Source organism: Allobosea rubneri (assembly GCF_032464875.1).
GTDB classification, from domain to species: Bacteria; Pseudomonadota; Alphaproteobacteria; order Rhizobiales; family Beijerinckiaceae; genus Allobosea; species Allobosea rubneri.
On the sequence record NZ_JAWDID010000004.1, the window covers coordinates 1 to 23479 of the forward strand.

A 23479-nucleotide genomic window follows, 5' to 3' on the forward strand; every position below is an offset into this window, starting at 1 on the left:
CCCGTCCCCGACCGGGCGACGTCTAGGGCCGGCCCCTTCCCCGGGGGCCGGCCCGCTTCGTTTTTGGCGGGTGTCTGCCCTTCAGCCGACCTGCTTCATGCCGGCGGCGAAGCGCCTCCAGTTCTTGACATAGCCCGCAGAGGCCCGGCGCAAGCCCTCTACGGCAGCATCGTCCAGCGAGCGCAGCGCCCGGGCCGGCGAGCCGACGATCAGCGAATTGTCCGGATACTCCTTGCCCTCGGTCACCAGCGCATTGGCGCCGACCAGGCAGTTGCGGCCGATCTTGGCGCCGTTGAGGATGGTCGCGCCCATGCCGACCAGGCTGTTCTCGCCGATCGTGCAGCCATGCAGGATGGCGCGGTGGCCGATGGTGCATCCGGCGCCGATGCTGAGCGGGAAGCCCATATCGGTGTGCAGCATGCAGCCTTCCTGGATGTTCGAGCGTTCGCCGATCTCGATCCACTCATTGTCGCCGCGCAGCACGCAGCCGAACCAGATCCCGACATCGCGGCCGAGGCGCACCCGGCCGATGACATGGGCGTCGGGCGCCAGCCACCATTCCCCCTCCGCCGGGGTTTCCGGCACGGTTCCATCGAGCGAGTAGAGCGGCATGGGCATGTTCCTCGTTGACTGACGAGGAGGAATGCCGGCCCTGCGACCCTGCCGTCAAGCCGCGCCGAGCAGCAGGAGCAGGTCGAGCACGACGCGCCCGCTGATCAGGCTCCAGAGCGAGGCGACCATGCTCGCCGCCATCACGAAGAAGAACGGCCGGCCCTCGATGCGGCGGCCACGCACCGTGTTGCGCAGGATCAGGAAGGGCGCGCTGAAGACCACGACCGGCACGCTCGCCACCGCCCTCACCCCGCCTGCCTCGAGAAGCTCGAAGCCGGCACGGCGCTGCGTGAACAGCTCGAAGGCGCTGGCCAGCAGCCCGGCGAAGGCGAAGCCGATGAACAGCGATTTCAGCGCCTCGACGGCTGCGGGTTCGAGCGACACGGGGACACGGACCTTACGCTACTGGCGATGCCCGACCATGCCGCAAGCGCGCGAAAGCGGAAAGCAGGATCGTAACCTTTGGTTAACCATGACAGCCCGGCCCGCTCAGACGCGCGCCGGCCGACATGGTTTACGCGCCGTTAAGCGCGCTCTGATTCAGTCTTGCTAAGGCCGCAGCGGCCGCCATCCCGGATGCTTTGATCATGAGCCTGCACGCCACCCCGGAACGCCATTACCCCGGTCACGGCGCCGCCGATGTCGCGACGCTGATCCGCAACCGTCTGCAGCGTCGACCGGCTCCCGTGCTGCCGAGCGGCGACCGGGCCCTGCTGCGCCTTGCCGCCGCCGTGCTCTTCCTCGGTCTTGCCGGAACCGGCCTCGCCCTGCTGGCGACGCGGACGCCGGCCGACACCGGCCACGAGCTTCAGGCGACGCGCGTCGGCGAGACCGTGCTGGCGATTCCCGAAAACCTGACCGGCGCGGATTCGGAGGAAGGGCGCCTTGTCGGCATGGCGCGGCTGCGGCTGGACTGGCCGAGCCTCGGCCCGGTCACGCCGGAGACGCGCAGCCGCCTGCTGGTGACCTTAAGTCCGCAGGACAAGGTCAACGAGCCGGCGACGCAGCTTTCGGTCTATGCGCGCTTCCTGACCAATACGGTGTGGTCCAATCCGGGCGGGCTCGTGGTCCGCGGCTTCCGCAAGGGCTCTCCCTATCAGGGCGACGAGCTGTTCGTCTCGGTGCCCGACGGTCGCGGCTTTGCGGCGCGCTGCCCGATCGCGGTGCCGGCCTCGGGGCTCGACGAGCTTTGCCGCGTGACCTTCCGCCATCGCGGCATGGATGTGAACATCCGCTTCCCGCGCGCCATCATCGCCGATTGGGAACTGATGCTCGGCGGCGTCCGCCGCGCCGTCGACCGGCTGGTGCGCTAGGACCGCCGCACGCTCCCAGCACCGTCGCTCTGGCTGGGACAAAGCGAAACGCCGGAATCCGTCGCAGGACTCCGGCGTTCGAAGATGGATTCCGGCGCTGCACGGCTTCGCCGCGTCTCCGGAATGACGAGCTTGGCTTAGTGGAAAAGCACGTTTCCACAGAGCCTTAGGAGCCTCAGTCGTCGAGATCGACGTCGAGGATCGCCATGGTGAAGTTGAAGGAACGGTCGCCGTCCTCGTCATCGACATGGATGATGCCGATGAACTCGTCGGCGAGGTAGACCTCGGCGGAATCGGTCTTCTTCATCCGCGCCCGCACGCTGATCTGATGGTTCGAGAAGGTGCGGCGAAGATAGGCTTCGAGCTTGGCGAGTTCGGTCTTGTCCACGTGGGCGATCCTTTTGCGTTGGGCGGACGGATGCCATGCGAGGCCGGCGAGAGCAAGCGAAACGGCATCTCCCCCGGACGAGCGCGACCTGCATGGGCCCATCCGCCGGAGCACCTGACGCAACGGCGCCGCGCGTGACATGTTCCCGCTGAACCGGCTCGAAGGATAGGTCTTGCGATGAAACCCTGGTTGCCCGCCGCCCTCGACTATATCGGAAGCTGGCTCGCCTTCCAGCGTCGCCATCACGAGCAGCCGGGCTGCGCCGTGGCCGTCGCCAGCGGCGGCAAGGTCGTGCTCGAGGCCGCCTTCGGCAAGGCCGATCTTTCCAGCGGCGAAGCTCTGACGCCGCGCCACGGTTTCCGCATCGCCTCGCATTCGAAGAGCTTCACCGCCGCCGGCCTGCTGCGCCTCGCCGAGGCCGGCCACCTGCGCCTCGACGACAAGGTCGGCGCCTATGTGCCGGGTCTGCACGAGGACGTAGCGAAGGTCACTCTCACCCAGCTCGTCTCCAACAGCGCCGGCCTCGTTCGCGACGGCGCCGATTCCAGCCAGTTCTTCGATCGTCGTCCTTATCGCCGCCGCGACGAACTGCTGGCTGACCTCGCCCAGCCGCCGGTCTACCCGGCTGCCCAGCGCCTGAAATATTCCAATCACGGCTTCGCCCTGCTCGGATTGGTGATCGAGGCCGTGACCGGCGAAGCCTATCCCGACTGGATTCTCCGCGAGATCGTCATCCCCGCCGGCCTGCGCGAGACGCAGCCCGATATCGGGCTCTGGACCGGCCCGATGGCCAAGGGCCATAGCGGCACCCAGCCGCTCGGCCGGCGCGTGGTGATCCCCGCCGACAATCCTGGCAACGCGATGACAGCGGCCGCCGGTTTCGTCGCGACCGCCGCCGACGTCGCCCGCTATTTCGCGCAGCTCTCGCCGCGCGCCGAAGCCAGCATCCTCTCCCCGCTCAGCCGGCGCGAGATGACCCGCCGGCTCTGGCCGGACAGCGAAAGCAGCCTCGGCCGGCATTACGGGCTCGGCACCATTTCTGGCGGCGAAGGCGACTGGCACTGGGTCGGCCATTCCGGCGGCTTCCAGGGCTTCATCACCCGCACCGTCATCCTGCCGGAGCAGGATCTGACCGTCTCGGTGCTGACCAATGCGATCGACGGCCTCGCCCATCCCTGGCTCGACGGCGTCGTCCACATCCTCAAGACCTTCTCCGGCCACGGCGCCCCCTCCGAGGTAACGCGGGACTGGGCCGGGCGCTGGTGGACGATCTGGGGAGCCGGCGATCTCGTGCCGGGCGAGAGCAAGGTGCTCTGCGCCAATCCCGCCCTGTTCACGCCCTTCCTCGATGCCCCGGAGATCACGGTCGAGGCTCCCGATCACGGCCGGATCGTCAGGGCCTCGGCCTTCCACAGCCCCGGCGAGCCGGCCCGGCTCGTCCGCGACGGCGCGGGCAAGGTCACCTCGGTCTGGCTCGGCGGCGGCGAGGCGATCGGCGAGGACGCGCTGCGCGCCGAAATGGTTGAGCGCTATGGCCGGGCCGGGAACTGAAGCGAAGCGCTCAGACCGATTTCAGAAGTCGCCCCGGGCGACCGGAGGGAGACCCGGGACCCATGCCCGAGCCTTCGCGAAAAATGCCCCGGCATGCATCCCGGATCGGCGCGGCTGAAGCCGCTTGTCCGGGATGACGGCAGAGATCGACGGGGAACAACGCAGGCGACGATCAGGCCGTCGAAACCTAATCCAGCATCCCCAGCGCCAGCGTGTGCTCGACGCAGGCATTGACGTGGACATCGAGCACGGCCGCGGCGCGCTCCTGATCGCGCTTCAGCGCGCAGTCGAGCAGGATCTGGTGCTCCTCGGCGGCGATCTGCCCGCGAAAGATCACCGCGACCATCTGATAGCGCAGATATTTGTCGTAGATCGCGGCATGAGTCTCGAGCAGCACCTGCGAGCCGCAGGCCGAGATCAGCGCGTGGTGGAATTCCCAGTCATAGCGCTTCCAGAGCTCGGCATCGGCCCGGTCCTTGTCGAGCATGCGCTTTTCCATCTGGGCGAGCTTGTGATGGGCCGCGACGACACGCCCCTCCCATTCCATGTCGCCGGCTTCGAAGGACTGGGCCAGCGCATGCCCTTCCAGCAGCAGCCGCATCGCCGCGAGCTCGCGCAGATTGGTCGCGGAGACCGGCGCAACCATGAAGCCCTTCTGGCCCTCGGCCGCGATCAGCCCTTCCGAGGCGAGCCGGTTCAGCAATTCGCGCAAGGTGCTGACGCTGGCGCCATAGCCCTCGCGCAGCACCTCCAGCTTGAGCTTCTGCCCGGGCGCCAGCCTGCCGAAGATGATGTCGGCGCGGATGCGGCGATAGGCCAGCTCTCCGACAGACGCGTCCGGCGGGGCGATGTTGAGCATCTTCACGGCCTCGATGCGGGTGAACGGGTCATGCCGGCGCCGAGGCTTCCGCCCCGTGCCGCTGGCCAATGCTAGCGCAGCCCCGGCGGATTACACAATCGTCTGGCAAAACGAAAAACATCATACGAAATTGAAAATCGAGGTTGCGCCTGCGCCGAGCTGTGGCGATAGTGCGCCCCGATAGGCGGCATCATAAGCCGCCATGCAGGAGGGATCGGCATGACATTCAAGCTCGACAGGCGCGCTCTGCTCGCGGGCGGCGCCGCCGCGGCGACGGTTGGTTTCACCGGCGCGGCCATGGCCCAGGGCAAGCCCAATCTGCGCTTCTCCGCGGTGTTCTCCGAGCAGGACATCCGCGCCGAGATGATGAAGAAGTTCGGCGAGGCCATCAAAGAGGACTTCACGCTCCAGCCCTATTACGGCGGCAACCTGTTCAAGCAGGGCACAGAGCTGGTGGCGATGCAGCGCAACAACCTCGAAATGGGGAACATCGCGCCACAGGACGTCTCGAACCAGATCCCGGCCTGGTCGATCGTCACCTCCGCCTATCTCTTCCGCGACGCCGACCATCTCAAGAAGGTCTTCGCCAGCCCGGTCGGCGCCGAGCTCAAGAAGATGGCCGAGGACAAGCTCAACATCAAAATCCTCGGGCCGACCTATTTCGGCGCCCGCCAGGTCGGCCTGAAGCCGAAGAAGAAGATCAACACCCCCGCCGACATGGCCGGCATCAAGCTGCGCATGCCCGGCGGCGACGCCTGGCAGTTCCTCGGCCAGTCGCTCGGCGCCAATCCGACGCCGATGGCCTATGCCGAGGTCTATACCGGCCTGCAGAGCGGCGCGATCGACGGCCAGGACAACCCGCTGCCCAACGTCCAGAACATGAAGTTCTACGAGGTCTCGTCGCAGATCGTCCTGACCTCGCATCTCGTCGGCTTCGATCTGCTCTGCGTCACCAAGCGCGTCTGGGATGGCATGGATGCGAAGAAGCAGGCCGCCTTCCAGGCCGCCGCCGATGCCGCGATCGACTGGAGCACCAAGGAGCACCTCGCCAAGGAGGTCGAGCTCGCCGACTTCTTCAAGAAGCAGGGGCTCGAGGTCTACACGCCCGATCTCAAGGCCTTCCGCGACTTCGCCCAGAAGAAGTACCTGGAATCCGACCTCGCCAAGGGCTGGACGCCGGGCATGCTCGACAAGATCAACGCGCTCTGAGCCGGCCCGGCCGGGTCGATACGGGTCCGGCCGGCAGCTCCACCTTTTGAACCATTGATGGGAACGCATGATCCGATCAGCCTGCTCGGCGGGCTGATCGGCGCGGGCTTTGTCGTCACCCGCCTCCGGCCAGTGGCCGAGCGATCCAGTTTCTGCGCTAGGCTCCTTGAGCCCGGCGCGGCCCGCCGATTGAGGGGTCGGCGGGCCGAAATTCGAGGGAGGACCGATGCTGCGCTCGCTGAAACCGCTCGGAGCCTGGCTTGCACGCCGCGCCGAGAATGTCCTCGTGCTGATGCTCGGCGCGATGTTCGCCGTGTTCCTCGTGCAGATCGTCTTCCGCTACGTCTTCAACCTGCCGATCGGCTGGACGCATGAGATCAGCGTGCTGCTCTGGCTCTGGCTGGTGCTGTTCGGCGCGGCCTTCGTCACCCGCGAGAGCGACGAGATCCGCTTCGACATCATCTATGGCGCGGTCGGCCCCAAGGCCCGGCGGGTCATGGCGGTCGTCACTGCGGTGCCGCTGATCGTGCTCTACACGATCTCGCTGCCCGCCATGGCCGACTACGTCTCCTTCATGAAGGTCGAGCGCACCGCCTATCTGAAGTTGCCCTTCAACTGGGTCTATTCGATCTACATCGCCTTCGCGGTCGCCGCGATCGTGCGCTATCTCTGGCTCTGCACGCAGGCGCTGCGCGGCAAGGCGCCGGAGGCCTTCGACCCGACCAAGGCGGGCTCCGGCGTATGAGCCCCTTCGCCCTCTGCATCGCGACGATCGTCGCCCTGTCGCTGCTCGGCCTGCCGATCGGCCACGCCATGATCGCCGGCTCGATCTTCTATCTGCTGCTGGCCGGCCAGGATCTCTCCATCGCCGCCGAGCAATTGCTCAACGGCATGTACACCAACTACGTCATCCTCGCCGTGCCGCTCTTCATCCTGGCGGCCGAGCTGATGAACATCGGCAGCATGACCGAGCGTCTGCTGCGCTTCTGCGATGCGCTGGTCGGCCGCTTCCGCGGTGGCCTCGCCCAGGTCAACGTCGTCCAGAGCGTGATCTTCGCCGGAATGTCCGGCTCCGCCATCGCCGATGCTGCCGGCACGGGGCGGATGATGCAGGCGATGATGACCAAGGACGGCAAGTACCCGCCGAGCTTCGCCGCGGCGTTGACGGCGGTTACCGCCGTCATCGGGCCGATCATCCCGCCCTCGATCCCGATGGTGCTCTACGCCCTGGTCTCGGATGCCTCGATCGGCTTCCTCTTCCTTGGCGGCGTGATCCCCGGCCTGCTGATGGCCCTGGCGCAGATGAGCCTGATCGGCGCCACCGCCCGCCGCCGCAATTTCCCGGTCGAGGCTCCGGTGCCGTTGCGCGAGCTTCCCGGTATCACCTGGCGGGCCTTCCCGGCGCTGATGATGCCGGTCGTGCTGCTCGGGGGCATCTATGGCGGGGCGACCACGCCGACCGAGGCCGCAGCGGTCGCTGCAGCCTATGCGCTGGCAATTTCGGTGCTGCTCTATCGCAGCGTCTCGCTGCGCGCCTTCTACGCTTCGCTCGCCTACAGCGCGCGCACCACCGCCTCGATCGGCATGCTGATCGCCGGCGCGCTGGTCTTCAACTACGTCGTCACCATCGAGAACATCCCGGAGAGCCTCAAGGTCTTCCTCTCCGGCTGGGATCTTTCGCCCATCGGCTTCCTGATCCTGGTCAACCTTATCCTGCTCGTCCTGGGCTGCCTGCTCGAAGGCACCGCGATCCTGCTGATCGTCGTGCCGGTCTTCATCCCGACCGCCAAGGCACTCGGCATCGACATGGTGCATTTCGGCGTCGTCGTGGTGGTCAACATCATGCTCGGCCTGATCACCCCGCCCTATGGCCTGCTGCTCTTCGTCATGACCAACATCACCGGCGTCCCGCTGCGCGACATCGTCCGCGAATGCATGCCCTTCCTCGGGGCGATGCTGGTGGCGCTGGCCCTCATCACCTTCATCCCCGAGCTCGTGCTCTGGCTGCCCCGGCTGATGGGTTACCAGGGCTGAGCGCAGATGAACGGAAACCACGAACAGGTGCTGCCGTGAACAAGCCGATCTATGTCCTGAACGGGCCGAACCTCAATCGCCTCGGCAAGCGCGAGCCGCATATCTACGGCAAGACCACGCTCGCCGAGGTCGAGACCATGTGCCGCGAGACGGCCGGCGACTGGCCGGTCGAGTTCCGGCAGAGCAACCGCGAATACGAGCTGGTCGACTGGATCCATGAGGCGATCGACGAAGGCAGCGCGATCATCATCAACCCCGCCGCCTATTCCTTCACCTCGATCGCGATCCTCGACGCGCTGAAGATGTTCCCGGGCCCGATCATCGAGCTCCACATCTCCAACATCCACCGCCGCGAGGCGCACTATCACAAATCCTATGTCTCGCTCGCCGCGACCGCGATCATCGCCGGCCTCGGCGCCCGCGGCTACGCCACCGCCATCCGCTCGGCGATCGAATTGGTAGAGGGCTAGCAAGACCGCTGGATCTGGCCCGAACCGTTCTTGCGAAGTCATCCCGGGCGCAGCGAAGCGAAGACCCGGGATCCACGCCGGAGCCCGGATCGGCAAGGCTCAGGCATGGATCCCGGATCAGCGCCGCTGACGCGGCTCGTCCGGAATGACCCAGCGAGTCAGCCGAGCCCCAGAAGGCTCCGGCTTCAGCGCATGTAGTGCAGGCTCGAGAATCGCTTGCGGAAGGCAGTGACCTCCTGCGCCACCGCCTCCACCGGACGCGCGCCGGACAGACCGTCGGCGATGTAGCCGGCGAGTTCCGGCATGTGCTCCGGCTTCATGCCGAAGCGGACGATCTCCGGCGTGCCGAGCCTGAGCCCGTTGACGTCTCCCGCCACCTCGGCAATCGGCAGGCCGATGCCGCAGCTCAGGATGTTGGCGGCGCGCAGCCGCTTCGCCGCCGCCTGGCCGCCGCCATAGGGGGCTGCCTCGATCGCGAACTGGTGCGACTGCGTCATGCCGCGCTCACGGGCGAAAACCGGCACCTGCCGCTCGACCAGCGCCTCTGCCAGCGCCTTGGCCGTCGCCGCCATCATCTGCGCGTAGTCGCGCCCGAATTCCTGCCAGTCCATCAGCGTGATCGCGAGCGAGGCCGATTTCGCCACGTCGAAATTGGCGGTCAGCCCGGGATAGGCGATGGCATCGAGCTTCTTGGCGATCGCCGCGTCATTGGTGACGATCAGCCCCGAGGGCGGCCCGCCCAGGCTCTTATAGGTGCTCATTGTCATGACATGGGCGCCCTCGGCCAGCGGCTGCTGCCAGGCGTGGCCGGCGATCATGCCGGAGAGATGCGCCGCGTCGAACAGCACGATGGCGCCGACCTCGTCGGCAATGGCGCGGATTTCGCGGATCGGGTGCGCAAACAGGTTGAGGCTGCCGCCGATGCTGAGCAGCTTCGGCCTCAGCCGCAGCGCATCCGCCCGCAGCCTGTCGAGATCGACCGTGTAGTTCTGCGCGTCGACCGGCGCCGGATGGGTGGTGATGCCATAGAGCCCGGCCGCCCCGGCGCCATGGTGGGTGACGTGTCCGCCGATCGAAGGCGGCGGCGCGATGATGCAGTCGCCCGCCTTCGCTGCGGCCATGAAGACATAGAGATTGGCGATGGCGCCGGATGGCACCCGGATCTCGGCATGGCCCGCGCCGAAGACCTCGGCGGCGAGCTCGGCGGTGACGATCTCGATCTGCTCGATCGCCTCCAGCCCCATCTCGTATTTGTCGCCGGGATAGCCGAGCGAGGGCCGCGCACCCATGCCCTGGCCCAACACGGCCTCGGCGCGCGGGTTCATCACATTGGTCGCCGGGTTGAGATTGACGCAGTCGCGCTCATGGATCGCCCGGTTCTCGGCAATGAGCCCGGCAAGTCGCGCCTCGGTTGCCGCCCGGCCCTGCCCGGCGATCTCTCCCGCGACACGCAGGACATAGTCCTCGCTCGCCGCCGGCACCCAGTCCCGCCTCGCCAGTTTCGCGCTCATCGTCCGCCTCGCCGGTCCATGCTTCCCACAGCCATTGGAACGGCTTGGCAGGCGTAGCGCAAACCAGTTATCGTCGCCGTGAGGCCTAGGAATTCTAGGCCTCACTCTTACCAGTGTCGTCCCGGACAAGCCGCGAAGCGGCGCCGATCCGGGACCCATGCCTGAGCCTTTCCGATCAGCGTTCAGGCATGGGTCCCGGGTCTCCCTCCGGTCGCCCGGGACGACCGCGAGACTGACGATAGACATCTGCCGGAGCAGCCTCCTCCCATGCCTGTCGCACCGCCGCGCCCGCCCATGCCGCCGCTCAACGCGCTGCGCGCCTTCGAGGCGGCCGGCCGGCTCGGCAGCTTCGCCCGCGCCGCCGAGGAACTCGGCGTCACGCCTGGCGCCATCGCCCAGCAGGTGCGACAGCTCGAGGCGTTCCTCGGCTTTCCCCTGTTCCGGCGCCTGCCCCAGGGTGTCGCGCTGGCGGACGCCGGCAGGCAGGCGCAGCCGCGCCTCAGCGCGGCCTTCGAGGCGCTCTCGCTCGCGGTGCACGATCTGCGCGCGACCCATGCCGGCCGGGCGCTCGCCATCGCCGCCCTGCCCTGCATCGCCCAGCTCTGGCTCTCACCGCGCCTGCCGGCCTTGCAGCAGGAATTCCCGGAGCTGCAGATTTCGATCTCGGCGATGGAGGCGCCACCGAGCGGGCCGCGCGAGGCCTTCGACCTCGCTCTGTTCTATCTGGCGGAACCGCCGCCGGACGCCCTCGCCCTTGCCGAAGACAGCCTCGTTCCGATCTGCTCGCCGCATCTGGCGCAGCAATTGCGCACGCCCTCCGATCTCCTGGGCAGGACCCTGCTGCACGATGCGGTCTGGCGCAGCGACTGGGCACGCTGGCTGAGATATGCCGGCGTCGCCGGCGTCGATGCCGGCCGCGGCCCGTCCTATTCGCTCTATGCGCTGGCGCTCGATGCCGCGCTCGGCGGCTCCGGCATCCTGATCGGTCGCGCGAGCCTGATCGCGCCGCTCCTGGCCCAGGGCCGGCTGGCCACGCCCTTCGCTGTTGCGATGCCGAGCGGCGACCGGCTGACGATCCTGCCAGCGCCGGCCAGCAGGCCGCACCCGCTGCGGGCACGAGTCATGGAATGGTTGGCGGACAGCCTCTAGCGGCGCGTCAGATCCCGCCGCCGCAATCGCTGGTCAGGATCTGGTCCATCGAGCGGGCGGGCTCGGCGCAGCCGGCCTCGCCGACGACCTTGGCCGGCACGCCCGCGACCGTGGTGTTGCGCGGCACCGCCGCCAGCACGACCGAGCCGGCCGCGACGCGGGCGCATTGTCCCACCTCGATATTCCCGAGGATCTTGGCGCCGGCGCCGATCAGCACGCCCTTGCGGATCTTCGGATGGCGGTCGCCGCCCTGCTTGCCGGTGCCGCCGAGCGTGACGTCCTGCAGCATCGAGACATTGTCCTCGATCACCGTGGTCTCGCCGACGACGAGGCCGGTGGCGTGATCGAGGAAGACGCCCTTGCCGATCTTCGCGGCCGGGTTGATGTCGGTCTGGAAGACTTCCGAGGAGCGGCTCTGCAGATAGAGCGCGAAATCGCGCCGGCCCTGCTGGTGCAGCCAATGCGCCAGGCGGTGGGTCTGCAGCGCGTGGAAGCCCTTGAAATAGAGCACCGGCTCCAGCAGCCGGTAGCAGGCCGGGTCACGGTCGAGCACGGCGACGACGTCGGCGCGAAAACCCTGGCTGATCTCGGGATCGGCGGCGAGCGCCTCCTCGAAGGCCTGGTCGATCAGCTCGGCCGGAACCGCCCCATGCGCGAGACGCGCCGAGACGCGATGCGAGACCGCCTCCTCAAAGCTGCGCTGGTTCAAAACGGTCGAGAGGATGAAACTGGTCATGGCCGGCTCGGCGGCGATCGCCTGCTCGGCCTCGCGGCGCAGCCGCGACCAGACGGGATCGACCCGATCGAGCCCGGTTGCGGGATCACGGGCTTCGACGTTCGGGCGTCCCGATGGCATGGCGTTCTCCGCTACGGTGCGCTCGGCGAGCAATTATTCCGGCACGACGGCGTCGCGCAGAAGGAGATGGGCCTGCCTTCTAGCTGAATCAAGCCGTGAAGGACAAGACTCGAAATGCGAAGGGTCGCATGCAAGTCATTGATGGAGAATAATATTCTCCTGCAGGAGAACGTTATTCTCCGGACCATGGGTCATGCCCGGCGCGAGAGGAACTCCAGCACCGCCTGCTTGTGGGTCTTGTCGCCGACCGCAAGATTATGGTCCCGGCCGACGATGTCGAAGCTCTCCGCGCCCGGGATCAGCGCCGCGAGTTCCGGCCCGGAACCGGAGACATCGTCCTTCGTGCCGACGCTGATCAGGGTCGGCACCGCGATCTGGCCGACCTGTTCGGCCGTGAGCGTCTGCCGGGTGCCGCGGATGCAGGCGGCGAGCGCGCGCAGGTCGCTGCCGGTGTTCTCGGCGAAGGCGCGGAACATGCGCTGCATCGGGTCGGTCAGATCGGCGAGCGAGGGCGCCTCCATCGCATCCGCGATGCCGAGCGGCAGGCCGACGCCTTCTACGAGATGGATGCCGAGCCCGCCGAGCAGCAGCGCGCGAACCCGCTCCGGATGCGCCAGCGCCAGATGCGCCGAGATGCGGGCGCCCATCGAGTAGCCCATCACATCGGCGCGCTCGATGCCGAGATGGTCCATCAGCCGGCGGACATCCTCGGCCATGATGTTCGAGTTGTAGGCTTCGGGGTCGTAGAGCTTCTGGCTCTGGCCATGGCCGCGATTGTCGAGCAGCGCCACCCGGTAGCCGGCATGGGTCAGCGTCTTGCTCCACTGGGTGTTCACCCAGTTGACCATATGGCTCGAGCCGAAGCCGTGGACGAGCACGATCGGATCGCCGGAGCCGCCCTCGATGGTCGGGGCGAGGTCGAGATAGGCGAGGCTGACGCCGTCGGAATCGAATCGCTGCATGTCGTCGCGCCGTTCTTTCGAAAATTGTCGCGTCTGCTGTGCCATGGCGGGGCGGGTTTTGGTAGCCGCGCCCGTCGGCATGGCAGCATGCAGCGGCGTCCCTGCTGCGCGCCGACCACCCAGCTCCAGCCCTCATCTTCAGCCCTCATCCTGAGGAGCAGCCGAAGGCTGCGTCTCGAAGGATGGTCCAGCTTGGTCCGGAGCCTCCTGGAACATCCTTCGAGACGCCGCTGACGCGGCTCCTCAGGATGAGGGCTCGAAGGACTCTTGCTTGCTGGAAAAGCTCCGGTCGTCCCGGGCGACCGGAGGGAGACCCGGGACCCATGCCTGAACCGTCCCGGCATGGGTCCCGGCTCTGCGCTTCGCTCCGGCCGGGATGACCTGAACAAGCTAGGCGCCGCAGGTGCACGCCCCTTCCCCAGCCCCCGCTCACCGCCTAAGAGTTCACCCCATGAGCGAGCAAGCCACGGCCTCGGCCAAGATCCCCACCCCGGCAAAAACCTCCACCCCGGCCCGAGGCCGCATCGAACTGCTCGACCTGGCGCGCGGCATCGCCCTGCTCGCCATGTTCGTCTACCATTTCGCCTACGACCTCTCCTTCTTCCGGCTGATCCGCGTCGACGTCGTCTCCGATCCCGGCTGGCGCCTCTTCGCCCGCCTGATCGCCGGCTCCTTCCTGGCGATCGTCGGCTTCAGCCTGATCCTGGCGACACGGAACGGCCTGAACCGGCAGGCCTATGCGAAGCGCTTCGCCATGGTCGCCGGCGCCGCGCTGCTGGTCACCGTCGGCACCTGGTTCGCGATCCCGCAGAACTTCATCTTCTTCGGCATCCTGCACCACATCGCGCTGGCGAGCCTGCTCGCCCTGCCCTTCCTGCGGCTGCCAGCCGTCGCTCTGGCGCTGATCGCGGCGGTCTGGTTCGCCCTGCCCTTCATCCTCAGCGGCGAGGTCTTCGAAACCGAATGGCTGTCCTGGCTCGGCTTCGGCCCCTGGCCCTACACCGCCGATTTCGTGCCGCTCTTCCCCTGGTTCGCCTGTGTCCTCGCCGGCATGGCGCTGGGCAAGGTCGCCCTGGCGAAGGCGCCCGAAGGCGTCTGGACGCTCTGGCGCGCGAGGTCCGCCCCGGCCCGCCTCGTCGCGCTCGGCGGCCGCAACAGCCTGTTCGTCTATCTCGTCCACCAGCCGCTCTTCATCGGCGCGCTCATGCTCTTCATGCAGCTCTCCGGCCCGAAGCTGCCGGATGCCGACGCCGTGCCCTTCCTCGCCGCCTGCCAGCGCAGCTGCGTCGCGACGGGTACGCCGAAGGAGGCCTGCGAGCGCGTCTGCTCCTGCTCGATGGAGGGGCTGAAGCGTGATGAGCTCTGGAGCCGCGTGCTCGCCGACGCCCTCACCCCGGAGCAGACCGAGCGCGCCCGAGAGATCGGCCTCGCCTGCGCCCGGGCCCGCTGACCGGGACAGGACGCCGCAAGCGGCGGGCCCGTGATTTCGCCCCCGCGCACTGGCGCGCCCGCGGGCGAACGATTATCGTGCGCCGCAAATCGAGACGACAGAGAGCGACCATGGCCGACCACGGCACACCGCATTTCCACAACGATCCCGGCGTCGCCGTCATCCATGTCGGCGCGCGCGAGCTGATGTGCATCGGCGCCAAGCCGCCCTTCGACCATCCGCATGTCTTCCTCGACATGGGCTCGGATGACGAGATCATCTGCCCCTATTGCTCGACGCTGTTCAAATACGAGCCTTCGCTCGGCGCCGGTCACGGCAAGCCGGCCGAATGCGAGTACCACGACGCCCCCAAGGCGGCTTGAGGCGCTTCCCGCCGGGGGCGCGGCGGGACGTGAACGGCTGAAGCGATGTCTCCGATCCTGATCGCCGGCGCCGGCATTGGCGGCCTCACCGCGGCCATTGCGCTGGCGCGCCGCGGCATCCCCGTCGTCATCGCCGAGAAGCGCACCCGCTTCGCCGAGGCCGGTGCCGGTATCCAGGTCTCGCCCAATGCCGGCCGCGTGCTCGAGGCGCTCGACCTCGGCATCGCTCTGCGCCGTGCCGCCGTCCGGCCAGAATCGCTCGCGATCAGCCGCTGGCGGAGCGAGACGCCGCTGCTCAGCATGCCCTATGCGCCGCCTGCGCCGGGCGCGACGCCCTCCCGGGCGCTGAAGCGGGCCGATCTCCACCAGATCCTGCTCGATGCCGCCCGCACCTTGCCGAACATCCGCTGGTTGATCGGCCGCGGCCTGCTCGCCTGCGCCGAGACCGAAGCCGGCATCACCGCGACGCTCGTCGCCGAGAACGGCCAGACCGAGACGGTCGAGGCCATGGGTCTGATCGGCGCCGACGGGCTCTGGTCGCAGGCCCGCCAGCTCACCGGCGACACCCGCGAGCCGCGCTTCACCGGCTGGGAGGCCTGGCGGACGCTGATTCCCTCGGCGGAAGTGCCGTCGGAACTGCGCCAGCCCACGGTTTCGCTGCGCCTCGGCAGCGCCCGCCATGCCGTCCACTACCCGGTGGCCGGCGGCAAGGAGATCAATCTCGTCCTGATCCGCGCCGCGCGCGAGGCCCGCCCGGGCTGGTCGCGCGAGGGTAATGCAAGCGACATCGCCGGCATCGCCAATGGCGCCCCGATTTCGCTGCGCCATCTGGTCGAGGCTGCGCCCGCCTGGCAGGTCTGGTCGCTCTATGACCGCGAGCCGGCGGCGATGGCGAAGGGCCGCATCGCGCTGCTCGGCGACGCCGCCCACCCGGTCCTGCCCTTCCTGGCCCAGGGTGCAGCGCTCGCCATCGAGGATGCGGCCGTGCTGGCACATGAACTCGCGAGCGCCTTGCAGGCCGACGGCACCGCCTCGGTTCCCGCCGCCTTCGCCGCCTATGCCGCGGCACGGCAGGGCCGGGCGACTCGCGTCCAGCAGGCGAGCCGCGACAATGCCCGCTCCTACCATCTCGGCCGACCCTGGAGCTATGCCCGCGACATCGTGCTGCGCCGGCTCGGCCCGGAAGGCCTGCGCCAGCGCTATGCCTGGGTCTATGACTGGCCCCTGCCCGGCTGAAATTACGCCCGCCGCCCTCGTCAACGCCGCATTGGCTTCCTAGATTAGCGCCAACCGAACGAACGACGAGCCATGATCCGCATCGACCTGAACAGCCGCCTCAACCAGAGTACGGGCCGCCTGCCGCGCTGGGCGAGCTATCTCATCATGGCCGGGGCTTTTGCCCTCGGCGTGCTGCTTTTCCTGGTGGCGGCCAGCCTCGCCTTGATCCTGATCCCGGTCGTGCTGATCGGCGGCGCCGTCGCCGCCTGGCAGATGCGCCGGCGCATGCGCGCCGCCGGCATCGATCCGCAGAACCCCTTCGGCCAGCCGCAGCAAGGCGCCGCGCAGGGCGAGATCGTCGACGCCGAGTATCGCGTCATCGAGACGAACGAGCGGCGCTGACCTCTAGCTCTGGACGCGCGCGGCCAGCTCGGCCCGCAGCCGGGCATTCTCGGCTTCAAGCTCCTCCAACCGCTGCCGCACCGGCGCGAGCGCCGGCGCCAGCTCCGCCTCGCTGAAGCGCGGGGTGATGTGCTGCGGGCAGTTCCAGTCGAAGGCCTCGACCTTGATCGTCATGCCGCGCTCCGGCACGGCGCGGTAGCCCGGCACGATCAGGCGGCGCGCCAGCTCCGGTTCCGCCGCGAGATCGTGGAAGCGGGCGCGCCCGAAGATCTTCAGCCGCGCCTGGTTGCCATAGTCCATCAGGAACAGGCAGAGCCGGTCATCGGTGCTGAGATTGCCCAGGCTGAGATATTGCCGGTTGCCGCGCAAGTCGGCGAAGCCGAGCGTCGTCTCGTCGAGCACGCGCAGGAAGCCCTGCGGACCACCGCGATGCTGCAGATAGGGCCAGCCGGTCTCGGAGACGCTCGCCATGTAGAAGGAGTCGCGGGCGCCGATGAACGCGGCCTCGCTGCCGCCGAGCCGGTCGTGATGCGGCGCGCCCTCCTCCTGCCTGGCATAGGCGCGGCGGCTGCCTTGCGCCTCCTGCGCCGCCTTGACGGCAGGCGTCGTCGCGATCTCGAGAAAACGATGGGTCATGGCGCAAGCCTCCAGACCCACCGAAATGATCATTCCCTCGCCCGAGCACAATTTCCGTGCCGGGCAGTTCAGAATTCCGCAGAATGAAACAGTCGCTATCCCAGCAGGCGCAGGGCGACGCCTGCGAGCGCGCAGCCGGCAAGCACCGTCATCATCCCCTGCTTGAAGCGCAGCATGGCCAGCATCGCGCCGGCGGCGAGCAGCGCCGCCCGCCAGTCCAGGCTCGAGAGCACCGGCAGGTCCGGCGCGAGCGGACCGAAGCTGACCGGCCGGACGGTACCGAACAGCACATGAAGCCCGAACCAGAGCGCGAGATTCATGATCACGCCGACCACCGCCGCCGTGATCGCGGTCAGCGAGGCCGAGAGCACCCGGTTGCCGCGCAGGGCCTCGACATAGGGCGCGCCCAGGAAGATCCAGAGGAAGCAGGGCGCGAAGGTGACCCAGAGCGTCAGCAGGGCGCCGAGGCTGCCGGCGACGAGCGGATCGAGCCCGCCCGGCACCCGCCAGGCGGCGAGGAAGCCGACGAACTGCAGCACCAGGATCAGCGGCCCCGGCGTGGTTTCGGCGAGGCCGAGCCCGTCGACCATCTCGCCAGCGACGAGCCAGCCATAGCCCTCGACCGCCGCCTGCGCGACATAGGCCAGCACGGCATAGGCCCCGCCGAAGGTGACGACCGCCATGGCGCTGAAGAAGCTGCCGATCTGCGTGAAGACATTGTTGCCGCCTGCCAGCAGCCAGAGCAGCGCCACCGGGCCGAGCCAGAGCGGCAGCCAGAGTGCCAGCGTCCGCAGCGCCCGGCCGGTCGAGGGCTTGGCGTGCTCCAGTTCGCCGCGCTCGAACATCAGGTCGACGACACCCTTGAACTCGGGCGCGCCACCCTTGCCGGCATGACCGCCGGCCTCGAACAGCGCCGGCGCGTAGAGGCTCCCGAGCCAGCCGGTCAGCCCGGCACAGAGGATCACCAGCGGGAACGGCAGCTTGAAAAGGAAAAGCGCGAGGAAGGCGGCGACCGCGATCGCGATCATCGCCCGGTTCTTCAAGGCCCGGCGGCTGATCCTGAGCCCGGCCTCGATCACCACGGCGAGCACCGCGGCCTTGACGCCGAAGAACAGGGCATCGACCACCGGCACGCTGCGATAGAGCACGTAGAGCATGGACAGGCCCAGCATCACCAGCGCGCCGGGCAGGACGAAGAGCAGCCCGGCGATCAGGCCGCCGAGCGTGCGGTGCAGCAGCCAGCCGACATAGATGGCGAGCTGCTGCGCCTCGGGACCGGGCAGCAGCATGCAGTAGTTGAGCGCATGCAGGAACCGCCGCTCGCCGATCCAGCGGCGCTCCTCGACCAGCTCCTTGTGCATCAGCGCGATCTGGCCGGCCGGGCCACCGAAGGAGAGCAGCCCGATCTTCGCCCAGACCCGCGTCGCCTCGCCGAGCGAGGGGATTTCGGCAGCAGCGGGCCTGCTTGCCTCATCGGTCGCGATCGTCATGGCCGTCCCCCTGCTCCTGCCGGCACGGAAGGCCAGTTATGGGTTTCCTCGGTGGCATCGCGGCACCAGCGATAGAACGCGTCGTAGAGCAGTATGCCGGCCTCGAGCTGTGCCAGATCATCGCGAAACATCCGCGACAATCCCAGCGACGCCGCCAGGAATCCGGCCGCCTGCGGCACGTCGTCGAGCTGGGCGGTGTCCGCCGCCCTGACGATGGCCGCGAGCCGGTCGAGCGCCGGCAGCGAGAGGTCGAACTCCTCGATCATCGTGTCGAAGCTGCAGCGCTCGCCGCGATGACTCCAGAACACGCCGTCTATGTCGAAGGGGGTCGCGCCGAAACGCTCGGCCACGGCCTCGACCTCCGAGGCCGTCACGAACAGGAAGACGGCCGCAGGATCGACGAAGCGGCGGATCAGCCAGGGACAGGCGATGCGGTCGACCTTCGGCCGCGCCCGCGTCACCCAGACGGTCCGGCCGGCGTCGTCGCGGGCCGGGAGCTTGCGGGCGTCGACCAGCGGCAGGCTGGCTTCCCGCCAGGCCTCGAAGCCGCCGACAAGAACTTCCGCCGGAATCCCTTCATGCCGCAGCCAGGCCGCGACGCCTTCGCTGAGCTTCAGCCCGCGCTGGCACGAGACCACGACCTTGCTGCCGGCATAGGCACCGGCCCAGCCGGCGACATCGTCATGCCGGCGGCGCTGCGAGGCCGGAAGCAGCCGCGCATCGGCGGCAAAGTCCTCATCGTTGCGGACATCGATCAGGACCGGCGCATCGGGCAGTCCGACGAGCCGAGACAATTGGGCAGCGCTGATCTGGATATTGGAAGACATGGCGTCCCTCCCTGAAACTAGGAGACTGGACGCGATCCTTGGGCTGACGCCTCACGGGGTCGTCGCGAATGAACCCCTTCGGAATTTAGACCATGGCGACCGGGGGGCGTCAACGGCCCCCGGAACGCAGCTTCGCAGTGCTTAGGGACGCTGCGTCTCAACTCTCATCCTGAGGAGCCATTCCCTCGGGAATGGCGTCTCGAAGGATGCACCAAGTGCTTCCGGAGCCTCCTGGAACATCCTTCGAGACGCCGCTTCGCGCTCCTCAGGATGAGGGGACTCCAGAAGAAAAATCCCTGCCCGCCGCTCAGTCGACGCGGGTGACCAGGATCTTGTCGATCCGGCGGCCGTCGAGATCGACCACCTCGAAGCGCCAATGGCCCTTCTCGAAGCTCTCGCCGACATTCGGCAGGCGGTTCATCTCGGCGAGGATGAAGCCCGCCACCGTCTGGTAGTCGGCATCGCGCGGCACATGGATGCCGAGCTCGTGCGAGAACTCGTCGACCTGCATCCAGCCGGCGACCAGATAGGAGCCGTCGGAGCGCGTCACCACGGCCGGCTCGCTGTCGTCCTCTTCCTGGAAGGCGCCGGTGATCGCCTCCAGCACGTCGCTGGAGGTGATGATCCCCTCGAAATGGCCGTACTCGTCGAAGACCAGCGCCATGTGCACCGGCGAGGCGCGGATCGCGCGCAGCACGTCGAGCGCGCCGGTCGTATCGAGCACCACCGGGGTCTGCTGGACCATGCTGCGCAGCTCGCGCCCGTCTCCGTCGGAGAATGCGTCGAACATGTCCTTGACCGTGACGACGCCGATGATCGAGTCGGCCTCGCCATCCTGCACCGGCAGGCGCGAGCGCCGCGTCGCGCGCAACTGCGCCCTGATCTCTGCCGGGCTGTCGGCGAGGTCGAGATGCTCGACCTCGCGCCGCGGCGTCATCAAGGCCCGCGCCGAACGGTCGGCGAGACGCATCACGCCCGAGATCATCTCGCGCTCGTCGCGCTCCAGCACGCCGGCCGTCTCGGCTTCGGCGATGATGGTGCGGACCTCCTCCTCGGTGACCTTCTCCTCCGACTCGCCCTTCTGGCCGAGCAGAGCGAGAACGGTCTTGCCGGAGATGTCGAGCAGCCATACCAGCGGCGAGCCGATCTTTGCGAGCAGCGCCATCGCCGGAGCGACGCGGGCGGCGACGCGCTCGGGGTCGCGCAGCGCGATCTGCTTCGGCACCAATTCGCCGATGATCAGCGAGAGATAGGTGATCGCGACGACGACCGTGCCGACGCCGACGCCATCCGCGACCGCGTTGGAAAAGCCCTGCTCGTCGCGCAGCCAGTCGGACAGTCGCGTGCCGAGCGTCGCGCCCGAGAAGGCACCGGACAGCACGCCGACCAGTGTGATGCCGATCTGGACCGTGGAGAGAAAGCGGCCGGGATTGTCGGCGAGGCGCTGGGCTGTCGCCGCGCCGCGGCTACCCTGATCGCTGAGAACCTTGAGCCTTGCTGGTCTGGACGAGACGACCGCGAGTTCCGACATGGCGAGCACACCGTTGATGACGGTGAGGACGACGACGATCAAAATCTCGGTTAACAACACCAGCTCGAAGGCTGCAGGGCCGCACTCGTTATCGGCCTGCTTCGCCAGCGCTTATAGAGCATCGCGCGAGAATGTATGTATCGGTTTTTCGCACGGGCGATGCGCTAAGCTTGGCGAGTCGATCACAGTTTCTCGCGCTCGATTGCTTCTGCCCCAATGCGGCATGATTTGAAGCATTCTCCGGCGCACGCGATGGGAGAACCGCAACTTGCCCGAAGCCGAAACCCGCCAGTTCGCCCCCTCCGCCCAGCGCAATCGCGATCCGATCCTTGCCGTTCTCCGCGAGGCCCTGCCGGCGAGCGGACTGGTGCTCGAGATCGCCAGCGGCTCCGGCGAGCACGCCGTGCACTTCGCCGCCGCCCTGCCCGGCCTGTCCTTCCAGCCGTCGGATCCGAATGCCGGGGCACGCGCCAGCATCGACGCCTGGGCGAAGGAAGCCGCGCTGCCGAATCTGCTGCCTGCCCTGCCCCTCGATGCCTCGACGCCGGGCTGGCCGCTCGCCCGCGCCGATGCGGTGATCTGCATCAACATGATCCACATCTCGCCCTGGGCGGCGACGCAAGGTTTGATCTCTGAGTCGGCGCGGCTGCTGCCGCCGGGCGGCCCGCTCTATCTCTACGGCCCCTATCGCCAGAGCGACGTGCCGCTCGTGCCGAGCAATGTCGCCTTCGACGAAAGCCTCCGCAGCCGTGATCCGCGCTGGGGCCTGCGCGAGCTCGACGAGGTCGCAGCCCTCGCGGCCGCAGCGGGCTTCGGGCCGCCAGAGGTCACGACGATGCCCGCGAACAATCTCAGCGTGGTGTTCCGCAAGCGCTGACCGGACAGGCCTCAGCCGCCGTCGCAGCTGGTCTCCTGCACCGCGCAGATCCGGTCGAGCCAAGCGCGGAAGCGGCCGGCCTCCAGCCCGGCGCGCGCCGGCGGCTTGACCTCCAGTGCCTCCAGCACGTCGCCGCCGGCCGGCAGCGGCCCGTATTCGACCAGCACCCATTTGCCGCTGCAGCCGAGCAGGCGGCCGTTCTGGATGAAGGCGTCGCTGTCGAAGGCCATACCGTCCCGCCCCGCGATGATCGCCGGGGCCTTGGCATCTGGCCGCTCGCGGCCGGTATCGGCCTGTGACTTCACGGTGAGCTTGCGGCCGCTCACCCAGCCGCTGCCCTTGAACATCGGCCGCGCGGCGGCTTCGGTCAGCGCCTCGTTGTCGCGTGCCTTGCGGATCTGGAACCAGCCATCGCTGCCGGCCGTGACCTCGACCTCGACCATCGCCCGGATCGGTGGATCGGACTTGCTCTGGGTCACCGGCGGCAGCCGCCCGACGATCTTGTGTCCGACGCCGGGGCCGGCGCGAACGTTCAGGCCCTCTGGGTCGGTCTCGTTGACGAAGGCGCCGAAAGAGCAGCGCGCCTGCCCGGCCGGGGGCGACAGGGCGCCGGACTGCGCGAGCACCGGCGCGGCGGCGCCCACAGCCAGGGCCAGCGTGACAATGGCGATGCCCCGGCGCCTCCTGGCCGTGGGGCGGTGCTCAGGCCGCGGCATTGACGAGCACATAGTAGAAGGAGTTCGGCTTGCCGACCGCCTTCAGGAAGTTGGCATAGCGGTTCTTCGGGATGGTCTGGCAGCCGGCCGACCATGTGTTAGGCTCCAGCACGGTGTCGGCACCGCCCTGATGGATATACATCGTCTTGCCGGCCCCCTTGGGATCGATCCGCTTCCTGTCCTGCTCTGTGAAGCGGCCATCGCCATCCGTGTCGCGCTCGACGACCTGGTCGATCCCGACGATGAACGCGCGGTTGCCGAGATGGCCGCCCCTCTTCTCGAAATACTGGTAGGTGCCTTCGGTCAGGCGCCCGGCATCCCGGATCCCGTCCTTGTCGATGTCGTTGCCTTCGGTCTTGCTGAACTTCACGCCCCGGTAGCGCTTGTCCGTGGTGGTGCTCGCCCGCTGGGAATATTGCGCGCCGGGCTCGGTGCAGATCGGGAAGATAGCGAGATGCCGGAAGCGGCCACAGCGGCGCATGATCACCAGCGTGTCGTCATAGGAGCCCTTGCCGCGATGGGCGAGCGTGCTGCTCTCGGTGCGCAGCGACAGCATCACCAGCCGCCCGAAATTGAGGTCGAACCGCGCGGCCGGCGAGGCGAAGCGCCAATAGATCGCCGCGTAGGAATCGAACTCCTGCTTCGGAGTCCGAAACTGCGGGCGCAGGCCCGCCGGGCGCCGGAAGCGCACGTTCAGGATCTCGGAGTAGAGGTCGCGCGCCGCCGGCAGAGCACGTAGCCGGGCCTCGGCGCGCGGGCTGAGCCGCGTCTCTACGACGCGCCAGAGGAAGTCCTGCAGGGTTGGCGGAACCGCCGCGACGATGCTCTGCCAATAGGGCACGGCGATCGTGCGGTCCTGTTCGAGGCAACGGTTGAACTCGCGCGCGAAGGTCGCGAAATCGAGACGACCGGTCAGGTCGGGGCGCCGCATGCTCATCGCCCGCCGCCTCCTTGCCTCCGCTGCCAAGACTGCAGCCCGCCTTCCGCGCACGGCAGGCCGGTGTCGGCCACGCCGGCTGCCGATAGCACGGCCAGCGTAGCTTCTCAGGAGGATTG

At 68.1% G+C, this 23479-nt stretch carries 25 protein-coding genes; 12 read left to right on the forward strand and 13 right to left on the reverse strand.

Going from position 1 to position 23479, the window contains the following annotated elements; genetic code table 11:
• Nucleotides 1-81: 81 nt before the first annotated feature.
• Nucleotides 82-612, reverse strand: coding sequence for a gamma carbonic anhydrase family protein (locus RKE40_RS04040; protein WP_316016961.1), 531 nt, complete (start codon nucleotides 610-612; stop codon nucleotides 82-84).
• Nucleotides 613-666: 54 nt separating this feature from the next.
• Nucleotides 667-996: a DUF6949 family protein gene (locus RKE40_RS04045; protein ID WP_316016962.1), complete on the reverse strand. Its 330-nt coding sequence runs from the start codon at nucleotides 994-996 to the stop codon at nucleotides 667-669.
• 203 nt (nucleotides 997-1199) lie between these two features.
• Between RKE40_RS04045 and RKE40_RS04050 the strand changes: the two genes are divergently transcribed.
• On the forward strand, nucleotides 1200-1925 hold the full coding sequence (locus RKE40_RS04050) for a hypothetical protein (protein ID WP_316016963.1): 726 nt from the start codon (nucleotides 1200-1202) through the stop codon (nucleotides 1923-1925).
• 175 nt (nucleotides 1926-2100) lie between these two features.
• Here RKE40_RS04050 and RKE40_RS04055 read toward each other — a convergent pair whose 3' ends face one another.
• Nucleotides 2101-2313 carry a DUF3126 family protein gene (locus tag RKE40_RS04055; protein ID WP_066469761.1) on the reverse strand — a complete coding sequence of 71 codons (213 nt, stop codon included), beginning with the start codon at nucleotides 2311-2313 and terminating at the stop codon, nucleotides 2101-2103.
• A 177-nt stretch (nucleotides 2314-2490) separates the two neighbouring features.
• Between RKE40_RS04055 and RKE40_RS04060 the strand changes: the two genes are divergently transcribed.
• A complete protein-coding gene (locus tag RKE40_RS04060) occupies nucleotides 2491-3864 on the forward strand; it encodes a serine hydrolase domain-containing protein (RefSeq protein ID WP_316016964.1) in 1374 nt (457 codons plus the stop codon).
• Nucleotides 3865-4051: 187 nt separating this feature from the next.
• Here the strand turns inward: RKE40_RS04060 and RKE40_RS04065 are convergent, their stop codons facing one another.
• Nucleotides 4052-4723, reverse strand: a complete 672-nt coding sequence (locus RKE40_RS04065; protein ID WP_316016965.1) for a GntR family transcriptional regulator — start codon at nucleotides 4721-4723, stop codon at nucleotides 4052-4054.
• 219 nt (nucleotides 4724-4942) lie between these two features.
• Between RKE40_RS04065 and dctP the strand changes: the two genes are divergently transcribed.
• The 4 genes from dctP (at nucleotide 4943) to RKE40_RS04085 (ending at nucleotide 8436) form a co-directional block, all read left to right on the forward strand.
• Complete coding sequence (gene dctP, locus RKE40_RS04070; protein ID WP_316016966.1) at nucleotides 4943-5932, forward strand: TRAP transporter substrate-binding protein DctP; 990 nt, start codon at nucleotides 4943-4945, stop codon at nucleotides 5930-5932.
• Between the two features lie 226 nt (nucleotides 5933-6158).
• Nucleotides 6159-6677: a TRAP transporter small permease gene (locus RKE40_RS04075; RefSeq protein ID WP_316016967.1), complete on the forward strand. Its 519-nt coding sequence runs from the start codon at nucleotides 6159-6161 to the stop codon at nucleotides 6675-6677.
• Nucleotides 6674-7966: a TRAP transporter large permease gene (locus RKE40_RS04080; RefSeq protein WP_184231754.1), complete on the forward strand. Its 1293-nt coding sequence runs from the start codon at nucleotides 6674-6676 to the stop codon at nucleotides 7964-7966. Before RKE40_RS04075 ends, RKE40_RS04080 begins: the two co-directional genes overlap by 4 nt.
• Before the next feature lie 35 nt (nucleotides 7967-8001).
• Nucleotides 8002-8436, forward strand: a complete 435-nt coding sequence (locus RKE40_RS04085; RefSeq protein ID WP_066469784.1) for a type II 3-dehydroquinate dehydratase — start codon at nucleotides 8002-8004, stop codon at nucleotides 8434-8436.
• Nucleotides 8437-8621: 185 nt separating this feature from the next.
• On the opposite strand, the gene RKE40_RS04090 is transcribed toward RKE40_RS04085, so the two are convergent.
• The gene (locus RKE40_RS04090) at nucleotides 8622-9947 is read right to left on the reverse strand and encodes a serine hydroxymethyltransferase (RefSeq protein WP_316016968.1); all 1326 of its coding nucleotides are present in this window, start codon (nucleotides 9945-9947) and stop codon (nucleotides 8622-8624) included.
• A gap of 267 nt (nucleotides 9948-10214) precedes the next feature.
• Between RKE40_RS04090 and RKE40_RS04095 the strand changes: the two genes are divergently transcribed.
• A complete protein-coding gene (locus tag RKE40_RS04095) occupies nucleotides 10215-11096 on the forward strand; it encodes a LysR substrate-binding domain-containing protein (RefSeq protein ID WP_316016969.1) in 882 nt (293 codons plus the stop codon).
• A gap of 7 nt (nucleotides 11097-11103) precedes the next feature.
• Here the strand turns inward: RKE40_RS04095 and cysE are convergent, their stop codons facing one another.
• Together cysE and RKE40_RS04105 are read right to left on the reverse strand one after the other, a co-directional pair.
• The gene (gene cysE, locus RKE40_RS04100; protein WP_316016970.1) at nucleotides 11104-11952 is read right to left on the reverse strand and encodes a serine O-acetyltransferase; all 849 of its coding nucleotides are present in this window, start codon (nucleotides 11950-11952) and stop codon (nucleotides 11104-11106) included.
• Nucleotides 11953-12143: 191 nt separating this feature from the next.
• The gene (locus RKE40_RS04105; RefSeq protein WP_316016971.1) at nucleotides 12144-12914 is read right to left on the reverse strand and encodes an alpha/beta fold hydrolase; all 771 of its coding nucleotides are present in this window, start codon (nucleotides 12912-12914) and stop codon (nucleotides 12144-12146) included.
• A 451-nt stretch (nucleotides 12915-13365) separates the two neighbouring features.
• On the opposite strand from RKE40_RS04105, the gene RKE40_RS04110 reads away from it, so the two are divergent.
• The 4 genes from RKE40_RS04110 to RKE40_RS04125 all read left to right on the forward strand — a co-directional run bounded on the left by RKE40_RS04110 (nucleotide 13366) and on the right by RKE40_RS04125 (nucleotide 16346).
• Nucleotides 13366-14364, forward strand: a complete 999-nt coding sequence (locus RKE40_RS04110; RefSeq protein WP_316016972.1) for an acetyltransferase domain-containing protein — start codon at nucleotides 13366-13368, stop codon at nucleotides 14362-14364.
• A gap of 110 nt (nucleotides 14365-14474) precedes the next feature.
• Nucleotides 14475-14726 carry a zinc-finger domain-containing protein gene (locus RKE40_RS04115; RefSeq protein WP_066467298.1) on the forward strand — a complete coding sequence of 84 codons (252 nt, stop codon included), beginning with the start codon at nucleotides 14475-14477 and terminating at the stop codon, nucleotides 14724-14726.
• Between the two features lie 45 nt (nucleotides 14727-14771).
• Nucleotides 14772-15962, forward strand: a complete 1191-nt coding sequence (locus RKE40_RS04120; protein ID WP_316016973.1) for an FAD-dependent monooxygenase — start codon at nucleotides 14772-14774, stop codon at nucleotides 15960-15962.
• A 72-nt stretch (nucleotides 15963-16034) separates the two neighbouring features.
• Nucleotides 16035-16346 (forward strand): hypothetical protein, encoded by a 312-nt coding sequence (locus RKE40_RS04125; RefSeq protein ID WP_316016974.1) that lies wholly within the window; start codon nucleotides 16035-16037, stop codon nucleotides 16344-16346.
• A gap of 3 nt (nucleotides 16347-16349) precedes the next feature.
• Here the strand turns inward: RKE40_RS04125 and RKE40_RS04130 are convergent, their stop codons facing one another.
• The 4 genes from RKE40_RS04130 to RKE40_RS04145 all read right to left on the reverse strand — a co-directional run bounded on the left by RKE40_RS04130 (nucleotide 16350) and on the right by RKE40_RS04145 (nucleotide 20872).
• Complete coding sequence (locus RKE40_RS04130) at nucleotides 16350-16982, reverse strand: pyridoxamine 5'-phosphate oxidase family protein (RefSeq protein WP_316016975.1); 633 nt, start codon at nucleotides 16980-16982, stop codon at nucleotides 16350-16352.
• 95 nt (nucleotides 16983-17077) lie between these two features.
• Nucleotides 17078-18472, reverse strand: coding sequence for a chromate efflux transporter (gene chrA / locus RKE40_RS04135; RefSeq protein ID WP_316016976.1), 1395 nt, complete (start codon nucleotides 18470-18472; stop codon nucleotides 17078-17080).
• Nucleotides 18469-19299, reverse strand: a complete 831-nt coding sequence (locus RKE40_RS04140; protein WP_316016977.1) for a sulfurtransferase/chromate resistance protein — start codon at nucleotides 19297-19299, stop codon at nucleotides 18469-18471. The genes chrA and RKE40_RS04140 overlap by 4 nt, the downstream gene beginning before the upstream one ends.
• Before the next feature lie 307 nt (nucleotides 19300-19606).
• Complete coding sequence (locus RKE40_RS04145) at nucleotides 19607-20872, reverse strand: hemolysin family protein (RefSeq protein ID WP_316017116.1); 1266 nt, start codon at nucleotides 20870-20872, stop codon at nucleotides 19607-19609.
• A gap of 226 nt (nucleotides 20873-21098) precedes the next feature.
• Between RKE40_RS04145 and RKE40_RS04150 the strand changes: the two genes are divergently transcribed.
• Complete coding sequence (locus RKE40_RS04150) at nucleotides 21099-21707, forward strand: DUF938 domain-containing protein (protein WP_316016978.1); 609 nt, start codon at nucleotides 21099-21101, stop codon at nucleotides 21705-21707.
• A gap of 11 nt (nucleotides 21708-21718) precedes the next feature.
• On the opposite strand, the gene RKE40_RS04155 is transcribed toward RKE40_RS04150, so the two are convergent.
• Together RKE40_RS04155 and RKE40_RS04160 are read right to left on the reverse strand one after the other, a co-directional pair.
• The gene (locus RKE40_RS04155; RefSeq protein WP_316016979.1) at nucleotides 21719-22423 is read right to left on the reverse strand and encodes an SH3 domain-containing protein; all 705 of its coding nucleotides are present in this window, start codon (nucleotides 22421-22423) and stop codon (nucleotides 21719-21721) included.
• Complete coding sequence (locus RKE40_RS04160; RefSeq protein WP_066467277.1) at nucleotides 22410-23360, reverse strand: hypothetical protein; 951 nt, start codon at nucleotides 23358-23360, stop codon at nucleotides 22410-22412. The genes RKE40_RS04155 and RKE40_RS04160 overlap by 14 nt, the downstream gene beginning before the upstream one ends.
• Nucleotides 23361-23479 lie beyond the last annotated feature (119 nt).

Bases quoted from the DNA above. Each gene is read 5' to 3' on its own strand.
- RKE40_RS04040 (WP_316016961.1), bottom strand. From the start codon at position 612: ATGCCGCTCTACTCGCTCGATGGAACCGTGCCGGAAACCCCGGCGGAG.
- RKE40_RS04050 (WP_316016963.1), top strand. From the start codon at position 1,200: ATGAGCCTGCACGCCACCCCGGAACGCCATTACCCCGGTCACGGCGCC.
- RKE40_RS04060 (WP_316016964.1), top strand. From the start codon at position 2,491: ATGAAACCCTGGTTGCCCGCCGCCCTCGACTATATCGGAAGCTGGCTC.
- RKE40_RS04065 (WP_316016965.1), bottom strand. From the start codon at position 4,723: ATGCTCAACATCGCCCCGCCGGACGCGTCTGTCGGAGAGCTGGCCTAT.
- dctP (WP_316016966.1), top strand. From the start codon at position 4,943: ATGACATTCAAGCTCGACAGGCGCGCTCTGCTCGCGGGCGGCGCCGCC.
- RKE40_RS04075 (WP_316016967.1), top strand. From the start codon at position 6,159: ATGCTGCGCTCGCTGAAACCGCTCGGAGCCTGGCTTGCACGCCGCGCC.
- RKE40_RS04080 (WP_184231754.1), top strand. From the start codon at position 6,674: ATGAGCCCCTTCGCCCTCTGCATCGCGACGATCGTCGCCCTGTCGCTG.
- RKE40_RS04090 (WP_316016968.1), bottom strand. From the start codon at position 9,947: ATGAGCGCGAAACTGGCGAGGCGGGACTGGGTGCCGGCGGCGAGCGAG.
- RKE40_RS04095 (WP_316016969.1), top strand. From the start codon at position 10,215: ATGCCTGTCGCACCGCCGCGCCCGCCCATGCCGCCGCTCAACGCGCTG.
- cysE (WP_316016970.1), bottom strand. From the start codon at position 11,952: ATGCCATCGGGACGCCCGAACGTCGAAGCCCGTGATCCCGCAACCGGG.
- RKE40_RS04105 (WP_316016971.1), bottom strand. From the start codon at position 12,914: ATGCAGCGATTCGATTCCGACGGCGTCAGCCTCGCCTATCTCGACCTC.
- RKE40_RS04110 (WP_316016972.1), top strand. From the start codon at position 13,366: ATGAGCGAGCAAGCCACGGCCTCGGCCAAGATCCCCACCCCGGCAAAA.
- RKE40_RS04115 (WP_066467298.1), top strand. From the start codon at position 14,475: ATGGCCGACCACGGCACACCGCATTTCCACAACGATCCCGGCGTCGCC.
- RKE40_RS04120 (WP_316016973.1), top strand. From the start codon at position 14,772: ATGTCTCCGATCCTGATCGCCGGCGCCGGCATTGGCGGCCTCACCGCG.
- RKE40_RS04125 (WP_316016974.1), top strand. From the start codon at position 16,035: ATGATCCGCATCGACCTGAACAGCCGCCTCAACCAGAGTACGGGCCGC.
- RKE40_RS04130 (WP_316016975.1), bottom strand. From the start codon at position 16,982: ATGACCCATCGTTTTCTCGAGATCGCGACGACGCCTGCCGTCAAGGCG.
- chrA (WP_316016976.1), bottom strand. From the start codon at position 18,472: ATGACGATCGCGACCGATGAGGCAAGCAGGCCCGCTGCTGCCGAAATC.
- RKE40_RS04140 (WP_316016977.1), bottom strand. From the start codon at position 19,299: ATGTCTTCCAATATCCAGATCAGCGCTGCCCAATTGTCTCGGCTCGTC.
- RKE40_RS04155 (WP_316016979.1), bottom strand. From the start codon at position 22,423: ATGCCGCGGCCTGAGCACCGCCCCACGGCCAGGAGGCGCCGGGGCATC.
- RKE40_RS04160 (WP_066467277.1), bottom strand. From the start codon at position 23,360: ATGAGCATGCGGCGCCCCGACCTGACCGGTCGTCTCGATTTCGCGACC.